Source organism: Saccharopolyspora spinosa NRRL 18395 (assembly GCF_000194155.1).
Lineage (GTDB): Bacteria > Actinomycetota > Actinomycetes > Mycobacteriales > Pseudonocardiaceae > Saccharopolyspora > Saccharopolyspora spinosa.
The window spans coordinates 857104-868518 of record NZ_GL877879.1 but is presented as its reverse complement, the minus strand read 5'-3'; the positions used below and the strand labels follow the sequence as shown (position 1 = coordinate 868518).

Genomic DNA, 11415 nt, shown 5'->3' with positions numbered 1-11415 from the left:
ACTCGGCTCGGCGGAAGTCCGGTAGGAGCGAAGTTACTGTCCTCAGAGGTCTGAGGTCCAGTGGAAGAGGCGACGAAACAAGGAGATTCGTCTCTCACCGTAAAGAGTGAAAAAATCTAGCGAGGCGGCTGACGGCTTTCGGTTCGACTTGCGAGTCGGCTAGGTTCGTGATCACGAACTCCGATTGAAGGTCCTAACAGGAGTGTGATCGTATTGTCCCGCGGGACGGATTCCGTCAGCGCGAATGAAGGATTAAGGGCATCGCCGGATGAAGCAGCCGCCGCCGACGTTTCTGTCCCGTTCTTCTCCCAAGCCCGAACGTTCGACCGGCTTTGGCCGTCCATCAGCGCCCACGTCGAGGAGGTCTTCGACAATGGGAAGTTCTCCCACGGGCGCCAGGTCGGCGAATTGGAGCGTCGGCTCGCCGACTACACCGGTGCGCGTTTCGCGGTAGGGGTCAACAGCGGCACCGACGCGCTGATTTTGTTGCTGCGCGCGGCTGGGTTGCGTCCCGGGGACGAGGTCGTGGTGCCGGCGTATTCCTTCGTCGCCACCGCGACGTCGGTCCTGCTTGCCGGCGGGCGGCCGGTGTTCGCCGACATCGATCCGGTCACCTACGCGCTGGATGCGGCCGAGGTTGACCGGGTCGCGGGGCCGCGCACCCGCTTCGTGATGCCGGCGCACTTGTTCTGCCAGATGGCCGATATGCCCGCGTTGCGCGAAGTCGTCGACCGCCGTGGGCTGACCCTGCTGGAGGACAGCGCCGAGAGCATCGGGATGCGGCAGGGCGGGATCCACGCGGGCCTGCACGGTGCTGGTGGTGTGCTTTCCTTCTTCCCCAGCAAGACGTTGGGTGCGCTGGGCGACGCCGGTGCGGTGCTCACGAACGATCCGCAGATCGCTGAGCTGGTCTCCGGGCTGCGGCACCACGGCCGATTCGGCCGGACCCTCAACAACTTCCCGGGCATTTCCACCGAAACCGGTCTGGTGGGCACCAACAGCAAGATGGACGACATCCAGGCGGCCGTGCTGCTGGCCAAGATGACGAGCCTGGATGCCGACATCGCCCGCAGAGCGGAACTGGCCCAAGCCTACCGGGAAAGGCTTCGCGGGGTACCCGGCGTGCTCCGGCTTCCGCAGGTGGTCGACCGGGGACCGGGGTCGGTGGCGGTCTTCTACGCTTACGTGATCGAGGTCGAACATCGCGACGAGCTGGTCGACCACTTGGCCCGGTGCGGGATCGGCACCGAGACGTACTACCCGACGCCACTGCACCTGCAGCCCTGCTTCGCCGGGCACGGGCACCGGCTCGGGGACTTCCCGGCCTCGGAGGCCGCCAGCGAGCGGGCCGTGGCGCTACCGCTGTACCCCGATCTCGAAGACGGGCAACTCGACCGGGTCTGCTCCGCTGTTAGCGAGTTCTGCTTCCGGAGGTGCGCCTGATGCCTATGGAACTCCCGTTCTTCCCACCGGACCTGTTCGCCGACGACCGGAAGGTAATGCTCGAGCTGCTCTGGGAGATCGGCACCGGGCGCGAGCAGAAGTTCATCCTCGGTGAGCGCACCGCCCATTTCGAAGCGCTGCTGCGGGAGTCGCTCGGCGCAGCCGATGTCGTCGCCTGCGGTAGTGGCACCGCCGCTCTCGGCCTGGTGCTGCGCGCGATGGACATCGGGCCCGGGGACGAGGTGGTGGTGCCGGCCTTCGGTTGTGCGCCATTGGCGTCGTCGGCGCTCGAGGTGGGGGCGAAGCCGGTCTTCGCCGACGTCGCCCCGCACACGATGGTCGTCGATCCGGACGACGTCGAGCGGCGGATCACCGACCGGACCAAGGCGATCATGCCGGCGCACATGTTCTCGATCATGGCGGACATGCCGCGCTTCGTGGAGCTGGCGGCGAAGTACGGGCTGCGGCTTCTCGAGGACTCCGCGGTAGCCCAGGGCGCGGTGCTGGACGGCACGTCCGCCGGGCTTTGGGGCGATGCCGGCGTTTTCTCGTTCGTGCAGGTGAAGTCCTTCGGCATGCCCGGCGAGGGAGGTGCTGTCGTCACTCGCGACCCGGAGCTGGGGCGCAAGGTGCGGATGCTGCGCAACCACGGGCAGAACCGGCGGCGGTTCATCTACGAAATCGTCGGGACGAACAGCCGGTTCGACGAGATCCAGGCGGCCTTCCAGACGTACCGGTTCGCGGGACTCCCGGCGCGCCTGGAACGTCGGGCCGCCATCGCTGACTACTACACCGAACGCTTCTCCGGGTTGGACGGTCGCGGTGTCGTGCTGCCCCCGCCGTCGGGGAGGGAGGGGCGTTGCTACTACGTCTACTGCGTTCAAGCCGAGGAACGCGATGAGTTGCGAGATCACCTGGCGAAGCGGGGCATCGGCTCGCACGTCTACTACCCGCAGCCGCTTCCGCTGCAGGCGGGATTCGCACCGCACGCACCCGCAGGCGGGCGGTGGCCGAACGCCGAATATGCGAGCCGGCGGATCCTGGCACTCCCGATCTACCCGCACCTCAGCGACTCGGAGGTGACGTACATCGCCGACGCGGTCTGCGATTTTGCCGCCGAGGAAGGTGTATCGCATTGACGACCGCCGCATCCGACACGCACGGCTACGTGTTCAGCGACAGTAGCCGCCGAGGTGAGCAGTACCGCTGTTTGACCGCTGCGTATGACCCGATGACCACCGAACGGCTCGCCGCCACTGGGGTTTCCGACGGCTGGCACTGCCTGGAGCTGGGGGCCGGCAACGGCTCGGTCGCGAGATGGCTCGCCGACCGCGTCGCACCCACCGGAAGCGTCTTGGCCACCGATATCGAGCTGGGCCGCATCGGTGATCACCCAAACCTGACCGCAGTCGTGCATGACGCCAGGATCGAACCGTTGCCGGAAAACCATTTCGATCTGATCGTGGCCAGGCTGGTGCTCCAACAGCTTGCCGAACGCGACGCGATCATGGCGAAACTCATCCGGGCGTTGAAACCGGGCGGCTGGTTGCAGATCGAGGAGTTCGACACCGCATACGAACCGTTGCTGCTGGCAGCTGATGAACGCGCCGCGCAGGTCTACCAGAAGTTCCTGCTTGCCAAGACGAAGTTGATGCGCTCGCGTGGCGGCGATCCCGAGTGGGGAAGGCGGGTCGCCGCAGCGATGCGCGCGGCGGGCCTGGTGGAAATCGACCCGCAGCCGTACATCCAGTTGCGGTACCCGCAGTCGGCGGCTCTGCAGCTGCAGCTGAACCACACGTATCAGCTGCGGGACGGGCTGGTCTCGGTGGGGATGACCGATGCGGAGCTGGCGGAGGTGCGCGCGGTGATGCGCGAACCGTCGTTCCGGGCATCGTCCAGCGTCATGTACTCGGTGCAGGGCCGAAGGGAACGGCAGTTATGACGACGTCGGCTCCGGTTCGGAAGGCGGCCGCAGAGGTCGCCGCCCGGGTGGCGGAGGCGCAGCTGAGCGCCTTGCCGGCGGACTGCGCGGCAGAGCAGGTCGAGGCCGATATCGATTGGTCGGGCCCGGTCGCCATACCGCTGCCGGACGAGTCTGCGGTGCAGGCCGCGTGCGGGATCATGCACGTGCACGGGCGGGCCGCCGGTCGGCCGACCAGGCTTGGCGTGGACTACGCCTCGACGGTGGCCGGGGTACTTGCGGCGCAGGGAGTCCTGGCGGGTTCGATCGCACGCGAGCGGGGCGTCCGGCTGAGCGCGGTCCGCACATCCGTTGCGCAGGCCGCGTTGCTGGCGGTACAGCAGTATCTCGCGGTGGCGACCAGCGACGACGATTGGGTGGAGAGTTGGGAAGCTGGTGGCCGTCCACCGTTCCGGTCGCGGGACGGGATCCGGTTCGAAATTGAAACGTTGTATGCCGAGGGCTGGCAGCTGTTCTGGCGTGCGCTCGGTGCCGAGCCGTCAGCGATCGGCGAGGGCTGGTGGCCCTTCCAGCAGCGTTTCGCCACGGCATCGGCCAATCTGCCGTCGGAACTGCACAAGACGATCGCGGGCGTGGACTACGACGTCATATCGGCCGCAGCCGTGTCCGCCGGTATCCACGCGCTGCCCTTGCGGGAATATCCTGCGCATCCGGTGGACGTTGCCGCGTGCAGCCTGCGCATTCTCCCGGGTACGGCGGAGGTCCGTCCGGCGACGTCCCTTGCGAGACCACTCGAGGGGATCGTCGTGGTGGAGTCGACCCGGCGGGTCCAGGGCCCGGTAGCGGGGCATGTTCTGCGGATGCTGGGGGCTGAGGTCATCCGCATCGAGCCGCCGGGTGGCGATCCGATGCGGGGGATCCCACCGATGGCGGGCGATTGCTCCGCGCGCTTCCGCGCCCTGAACGAGGGCAAACGGGCTGTCGAGTTGGACTTCAAGACCGATTCCGGTCGGCGCGCAGTTTACGAGCTCGTCGCGGAGGCTGACGTGTTCGTGCACAACTGGGCGCCCGGCAAGGCCGAACAGCTGGGCCTGGACGCGGCGGATCTCGCCCGCTGCAGACCGGGGCTCACCTATGCGTGGGCATCGGGCTGGGAACCGCTGCCCTGGCCGGAAAAACCGGTGGGCACCGATTTCCTGGTGCAGGCGCATAGCGGTCTCGGCGCCGCCGCCTACCCCGAGGACGAGCCGAGCGCGCCGTCGTTGATGACACTCACGGACATTCTCGGCGGGCTGGTGTGTGCGCAGGGAGTGCTGGCTTCGTTGCTCAGGCGGGTCCGCACTGGTAACGGGTCGAGGGTGGACTCTTCGTTGTACTCGTCGGCCGGCGTGATGCCGCGGCCTCGCCACCGGCCGGTGTGGACGGAGCTCGATCGTCCCCTGGCGACCGGTGACGGATACCTCGTGCTGCCAAGGGGAGTAGCTCCCAGCAGCGTGGCGGGGCCACTTGGGCTCAGGTCTTCCGGCAACGCCGCCGAGATCGCTACCAGGCTGCGGGAGCAACCGACGGCGACATCGATCTCGCTGTTGGCCGAGGCAGACGTGGTGGCGACACACGTGTGCACCGAGCTGCGGGACCTGGCCGCTGATCCGCGATTCGACTTGGCGCTGGGCCGCGACGAGCACGTATTTCCGCTGACACCTTGGGAGTTCGAATGACGGACCGCTGGATATCTTGGGCGGGCACCGAAATCCGGGACTGCGTGCCTGCGGAGCTGCGGAGCCAGTGGGTGCGCCAAGGCGACTGCCCAGGTAAGGACATCTACACGCTCTTCACCGAGCATGTTCGCGCACACCCGGATCGCGAAGCGGTCATCGACGCGCAACGTTCGCTCGACTACGCAGCGCTGGATCGTGAGGTGCGCCGGATCGCGGCAGCGCTGACCGATGCCGGGCTCGGCGCGCGGGACATCATCGGAATCCGCATGCCCAACGGGTGGCGGATGGCCGTAGCGGAACTCGCGGTCGCCGCCATTGGCGCGGTGGCGCTGCCGTACCCGGCGGGCCGCGGTAGCAGGGATACGATAAGTTTGCTCGGCCGGTCGCGTGCCAGCGCCGGGATCTTCGGTGCCGCACCGGACGCGGACGTCGCCAGCGAACTGCCGCATACTCGCGCGGTATTCACCTTCGGTGCGGGCGAGGACGGGGCACGCTCGCTGGACGATGTTGGCCCGCCGAACGATTGGTCCCCGCGGCCGGTCGATCCGGAGGCCCCCGCCCGGATTCTCGTCACCTCTGGTACTTCGGCGGATCCGAAGATGATCGCCTATTCGCACAACGCCGTGGCCGGCGGGCGAGCGAACTATGTGCGGGCCCTGCACAGCGGAAAAGGGCCGGCGCGCGGCCTCATCCTCATGTCGATGGCCTCGTCGTACGGTTCGTGCGCGACCTTCGTCGCCATTGCCACGCTGGGCTGGACGCTTGTGCTCGCTGAGCGGTTCGATTCGGCGCAAGCCCTGCGGATGGTCACCAAGTACCGTCCGACCCATCTGTTCGGGGTACCGACGATGTTGCGGCGGCTATCGGAACATCCCAGCGCACCGGACGAAGACACGTCGAGCCTACGTGCCGTCGTGTCGAGTGCTGCACCGCTCTCCGATGTCACTGCGGCGCAATGCAGTCGGCGGCTGGGCTGCCAGGTCATTACCATCTACGGATCATCGGACGGGGTGAACTGCCACACCGCGAGAACGGGCACCAGCCGGGAAACAGGTACCGGAATTCCGGATGAGTCGGTCGCATCGATCCGCATCGTGGACCGCCAAGGGCAGCCTGTTCCGCTGGGCGAGCCCGGCGAAATCTGGGCTCGTGGTCCGATGACCCCGCTGTGCTACGTGGCGGCCCCTGAGCTCGACGCCCGTTATCGTGCCCCGGGCGGTTGGGTACGCAGCGGAGACCGGGGGTTACTCGACGAGCACGGGCGGTTACACGTCCTCGGCAGGATCGAACAGGTCGTCTCGAGGGGTGGCTACAAGATCAGCCCGGCTGAGGTCGAGCGTGAGATCAGCGCACATCCGGTGGTCGTCGATGTGGCTTGCGTTCCGGTACCAGATGACGATCTCGGCGAACGAATGTGCGCGTGCATCAGTCAAGCCGCAGGAACTCCTGAGCTGTCTCTCGCCGAGATCACCGGGTTCCTAGAGCAGGAGCGCGGCCTTGAACGGCGGAAACTACCGGAGTTCCTGGTGCGGTTGCCGGAACTTCCGTTGGCCCCGACCGGGAAGGTATGCCGCCGTACTACCACGGCAATCGCCGTCGAACTCAGTACTGCCCAGGTTTGTGACCCGGTTGGGAGCTGAACCATGAGCCAACGAGTCAATCTCATCCAGGAATCGCCGGAGAACTTCGATGCCCTGAACGCGCTCAGCCGGGGTGCCGAGGAACACGCGCGGGAATCCGGTGTAGAATCGAAATTGATCGAGCTCGTCCGCATCCGCGCCTCGCAACTCAACGGGTGCCAGTTCTGCGTGGCGATGCACACGCGTTCCGCGCGAGAGGCGGGCGAGTCCGAACATCGTTTAACGGAGCTGGAGAACTGGCCGGACTCGAGCCTGTTCACCGAAAGTGAGCAGGCGGCACTGCGGTTGACCGAGTCCGTGACGCTGCTCAACGACCGAAAGGTGCCGGACGAGGACTACCGGCCGGCGGAGAAATACTTCGACGAACCGCAGTTGGCGAGTCTGCTATGGACCATCGCGTTAATCAACGCTTATAATCGGCTGTCCATAGCGACCTCCTCGGTTTCCTAAGTCCGGCTTGCCGATCTCTTGTACCTGCATAACCCGACACTCGTTCGTGTATAGGTATTGGCAATTCTATCGAGACCGCGCCACATGATCAGTAAGCTGCCGTTGGTAGCGAAACGAAATGTCAGAAAGGAACCCGGATGTCTAAGACGGGTATGGCGCTGCTAGGTTTTCTCGGTGCTCTCTCCGCGATGGGAGCTGCCGCAGTTCCCGCCTCAGCGGCCACCGGGCAGGTGACGGTTTTCGAAACCGAAGCGCAGCCGCTGACCACATACGAGAACCCGGAAGGCTGCTACAAACTGCCGCTCGCGGCTCACGTCTTGAACAACCAGACCGATAAGCCGGTGCAAATCTACGGGGATCCGTTCTGCATGACGCCGAGCCTGACCGTCCAGCCGGGACGGGGCTCCCACGTTGCACCAGGCAGTGGGAGCTTCTCCCTCTGAAACGCGGCGTCGGTGCTCGCTGCGTGTTCGGTGCTGCGGCAATCGACCGCATTATTCCGATTGCTCAAATCTAAGAAATAACCGATCTTACGCGGACGTTCAGTGAACGTCGGTGTGAGGCGGCGCGTGCTTCGCGTGTCGCTTTTTCCATGTGATTACGAAATTGGAGTGATTGAGAGATGACCACTACCGTCGCCACCGAGCGGCTGCAGAAGCGTTTTGCCAAGTGGGACCACGACGGCAGCGGCAGTTTGGAGCGGGCGGACTTCGAAAAGGAGGCAGCCCAGATCGCTCAGGCTTTCGGTAAGAACGTGGACTCGGCGGACGTGCAGCCGATCAGGAACGCCTTGATCGGTCTGTTCGAATACGTCGACCAGGAGTCCGGGAGCAATGGCTCGGTCACCGAGGCGCAGTTCATGGACGTCACGGAGAAGCTCATCTTCGAAAAGGGTGAGGCCGAGTTCAACCGTGCGCTGACGCCGGTGGTACAGGGCATCGTCGCGTTGTGCGACAAGAACGGCGATGGGAAGATCAACGGCGCGGAGTTCGCCACTTGGCTCAACGCCCTGGGAATGGACGGGGCGCAGGCCGAGCAGGCGTTCCAGGGGGTCGACAAGAACGGCAATGGTGAGCTGTCCACGGACGAGCTCCTGGTGGCCGTCCGCGACTACCACTTCGGCCGGTCCGACGTCGAGCTGTTGGGCTGACCTTCACCACGGATGCTGAAACCGCGCGGCCGGTGCACTTCTGGTCACCGGCCGCGTGGCCATCCGAACTGAGGAGATAATCCTTGTATAACAGCGCTTCTATTGTCACGGCAGGTGACGTAACGGAAGAGTGGCGGCAGCGGGCCCAGCGGGAGGGCCTGGCCCGCGTGATGCGTGCTTCCCAGCCGGCGGAGTACAACGCCGACACGACGGAGCGGACTCGGCAGGTCGTGGCGGAACAACTGCGGACTGCGGCACGCGAACTCGCCCGCCCGCTGTCCGCCGTGCTGGAGATCGGATGCGGGATCGGCCGCCTGACACCGACTCTGGCCGCACAGGCGGGCCACGTTACGGCACTGGACATGACTCCCGGAATGCTGGACGAAGCTAAGACATCCTGCTCCGAATTGTCCAATGTAGAGTTTGAACTGGCCCGTGCGGAAGACCTGCCTTGGCATGGGCGGAATTTCGATGTCGCCGTGTCGGTCTGGGTGCTGATGCACGTACTCGACGAGGCGGCGCTGGCCGAGATCTGCCGGTCGATCTCGCACTCCTGCCGGTACTTCGTGCTCATGGAGTACGCGCAGGCAGCGATCCCGGTCAGCGAGTGGTCCCGGCCGCGCACGGTGGACGACTACCTCGCGCTGATGCCGGGCGCACAGCTCGTTGAGACGCAGGAGTTGCTTTACGGCGGGGACCGTTCCACGGCGGCACTGATCCGGCTTCCCGGCTGAAGCGAGGTACTGATCATGCACACCGAAACGATCCAGGCCAGCTCGACCGGAAAAGTCCGGCCGGAAAGCAAGCTCCGCAGTTACGCGCGATTAGCCAAGCTCGACGTCTACGACTACTACCTCAGCATCCTCGTGGTCGCTTCCGCAGTAGTTCTGCCGTCGGGTTCGTTGAATGCACGCACCGTCTTTACACTGCTTGGCTTCCTCATCGGCGAGGTCCTCGTGACCGTCGCTCTGGTCGCTTTCGACGACCTCACCGGATTCCGCGACGGCAGCGATATCAAGAACTACGGGCCAGACAATCCGCTCCGCAAGAAGCTGCGGAAGCCGCTCGTCGCCGGCACGCTGGAACCTCGCGAAGCGGAGCGCTTCGGCTGGATCACCGCACTGCTTGGGGCCGCCGTCTGGGCGGGCACGATCGCAATCGCACCCGCGAGTCCGGTATGGACTATCGCGGTAATAGGCGTGCTCTATGTCCTGGCGTTGCAGTACTCCTACGGACTCAAGCTGAGCTACCACGGGCTTCAGGAGATCTTCCTCGTCTGGCTCGGCCTCTCTATGGTTATCGCGCCCTACGGCCTTGTGTCCGGGCAGTTTTCCTGGTTCGTGTTCGTGCAGGGCGTTTTGTTCGGCTTCGGCCCGCTTATGTTCGGCGTCTACTCCAACAGCAACGACGTCGAGGGCGACCGCCTGGTGAACCGGCCGACCGTAGCGGCTCTCGTCTCGCAACGGGGCAACACGATTTTCATTGGTGCGCTCTCGTTCGCAGAGTTCGCCATCGGTGCGTTGGCTTCGGCGATCGGGGCGGCGCCGTGGTGGTTCGTGGTGCTGATGCTTCCGGCGACGGCGCTGCGCGCGCGGCAGTACTACCTCGGCTTCCGAGCCGGCGACATCATGCGAGCCCGCAAGTTGGGCTTCAAGGTTCACCGGGTCAGCGTCGGGCTGCTGATCGTGGCGAACCTCTTCATCGGTTTGGGAGGCCCGACGTGAGCACTGATCTCGATGTCGCCGTCGTCGGCGCGGGTGTTTCTGGCCTGACCGCGGCGCACGAGTTGCAGCGGGCCGGTTTGGGTGTGCGGGTGTTCGAGGCACAGCCGGAAGTCGGCGGCCGGATGCACAGTTTCCGGCACGAAGGTTTCGTGGTCGATGAGGGGGCGGAGCAGTTGTCCCCGCGCGGCTACCGCGCCACCTGGCAGCTTCTGGCCCGCCTTGGGGTGTCGCTCGACGACATTCCTAAGATCGGCAGCGCTGTCGGTATGTGGCGGGGCGGGCGCGCCCACCACGGTGTCGCAGACCGGGCCGGGATGATCACCGGCATGGGGCTGTCGTTGCGAGCGCGCCTCGACCTGGCGCGAGTGCTCGGCGGCGCATCGCGCCGGAAGGCGGAATACGACTGCGACTTTCCGGAGTCCACGCCGTTGGGCGCCGCGACCGTCCGCGAGTTCACCGGGCGCTACCACCACGAGCTGCACGACTACCTGTTCCAACCGGTTGCGGGCTGTTTCTTCGGCTGGGATACGGCGCGCTCCGCTGCGGCGCCGATGTTGAGTCTGCTGCTGGCCGTTGGTCAGGCCGGCAGTTGGCGCACCTATCTCGATGGGATGGACACGCTCGCGCGCCGACTGGCCGATGGCCTCGACGTCGCCACCGGTGTGCGCGTGGACCAGGTCGCTGCGGAGCGGGATTCGGCACGCTTGCTGATCGGTGGGGACACCGTGACGGCCCGTTCGGTCCTGCTGTGCGTGCCGGCGCCGATCGCCGCGAAGCTGCACGCCAACGCACCCGACCACGAGCGTCCGTTCCTGTCGGCGTGCACTTTCACCCCGACACTGAAGGTCAGCTGCCTGCTGGACCGACCGGTGGCACCGGAGTCCCGCCGTCCGCTGTACGTTCTGCTCACCCCGGAAGCCGAGGAATCGGTGCTGTCCGGGATCATCATCGACCACGCAAAGCACCCTGGGCGCGCGCCGGCGGGCAAGGGACTGCTGACCCTGATGGCCAACGCCCGCACCGTTCCGGACTTGTTGGAGGCTCCGGAGCCCGAGGTGATCGCGCGACTGACCGCTGCGGCAGCCCGCTACGTGCCCGGCTTGGAATCAGCCAATGCGGCGAACTTCGTACACCGATTCCGGTATGGGCTGCCCGAAGCGACCCCGGAGGCTCTGCGGTTGCGTTCCGCGTTCATGGCACGCGCCTGCGCGCCCGTCGACTACGCGGGTGACTGGTTGACACTGCGGCCGTCGAGTGAAGGTGCCGTGCGCGCGGGAGCGCTCGCCGCTTCTCGGACGCTGAGCCGGCTCGGAGGAAAAAAAGACCGTCGACAACCGTCGCTCAATTCGGCATTGGAGGCCGTGTGAAA

Annotated in this window: 11 protein-coding genes; all 11 read left to right on the top strand. The window is 65.7% G+C overall.

Translation table 11 applies throughout. From position 1 onward, the window contains the following. The first annotated feature begins 204 nt into the window (after window positions 1–204). The 11 genes from SSPN_RS0122975 to SSPN_RS0122925 all read left to right on the top strand — a co-directional run bounded on the left by SSPN_RS0122975 (window position 205) and on the right by SSPN_RS0122925 (window position 11413). Entirely contained in the window at window positions 205–1443 is a 1239-nt protein-coding gene (locus SSPN_RS0122975) for a DegT/DnrJ/EryC1/StrS family aminotransferase (RefSeq protein WP_010309487.1), read from the top strand. A gap of 5 nt (window positions 1444–1448) precedes the next feature. Then, window positions 1449–2582: a DegT/DnrJ/EryC1/StrS family aminotransferase gene (locus SSPN_RS0122970; RefSeq protein WP_010309484.1), complete on the top strand. Its 1134-nt coding sequence runs from the start codon at window positions 1449–1451 to the stop codon at window positions 2580–2582. After that, a complete protein-coding gene (locus tag SSPN_RS0122965; RefSeq protein WP_010309483.1) occupies window positions 2579–3385 on the top strand; it encodes a class I SAM-dependent methyltransferase in 807 nt (268 codons plus the stop codon). The genes SSPN_RS0122970 and SSPN_RS0122965 overlap by 4 nt, the downstream gene beginning before the upstream one ends. Then, a complete protein-coding gene (locus SSPN_RS0122960; protein WP_010309481.1) occupies window positions 3382–5082 on the top strand; it encodes a CoA transferase in 1701 nt (566 codons plus the stop codon). The genes SSPN_RS0122965 and SSPN_RS0122960 overlap by 4 nt, the downstream gene beginning before the upstream one ends. Further along, window positions 5079–6722, top strand: a complete 1644-nt coding sequence (locus SSPN_RS0122955) for a class I adenylate-forming enzyme family protein (RefSeq protein WP_044574804.1) — start codon at window positions 5079–5081, stop codon at window positions 6720–6722. The genes SSPN_RS0122960 and SSPN_RS0122955 overlap by 4 nt, the downstream gene beginning before the upstream one ends. Window positions 6723–6725: 3 nt before the next feature. Continuing rightward, a complete protein-coding gene (locus SSPN_RS0122950) occupies window positions 6726–7172 on the top strand; it encodes a carboxymuconolactone decarboxylase family protein (RefSeq protein ID WP_010309477.1) in 447 nt (148 codons plus the stop codon). Window positions 7173–7309: 137 nt separating this feature from the next. Next, window positions 7310–7615 (top strand): hypothetical protein, encoded by a 306-nt coding sequence (locus SSPN_RS0122945; protein WP_029535634.1) that lies wholly within the window; start codon window positions 7310–7312, stop codon window positions 7613–7615. Window positions 7616–7794: 179 nt separating this feature from the next. Further along, window positions 7795–8322 (top strand): EF-hand domain-containing protein, encoded by a 528-nt coding sequence (locus tag SSPN_RS0122940; protein ID WP_010309473.1) that lies wholly within the window; start codon window positions 7795–7797, stop codon window positions 8320–8322. A gap of 83 nt (window positions 8323–8405) precedes the next feature. After that, window positions 8406–9056, top strand: coding sequence for a class I SAM-dependent methyltransferase (locus SSPN_RS0122935; protein WP_029535633.1), 651 nt, complete (start codon window positions 8406–8408; stop codon window positions 9054–9056). Window positions 9057–9071: 15 nt separating this feature from the next. Continuing rightward, window positions 9072–10046 (top strand): UbiA family prenyltransferase, encoded by a 975-nt coding sequence (locus SSPN_RS45220; RefSeq protein ID WP_010309467.1) that lies wholly within the window; start codon window positions 9072–9074, stop codon window positions 10044–10046. Then, a complete protein-coding gene (locus SSPN_RS0122925) occupies window positions 10043–11413 on the top strand; it encodes a protoporphyrinogen/coproporphyrinogen oxidase (RefSeq protein WP_010309464.1) in 1371 nt (456 codons plus the stop codon). Before SSPN_RS45220 ends, SSPN_RS0122925 begins: the two co-directional genes overlap by 4 nt. Window positions 11414–11415 lie beyond the last annotated feature (2 nt).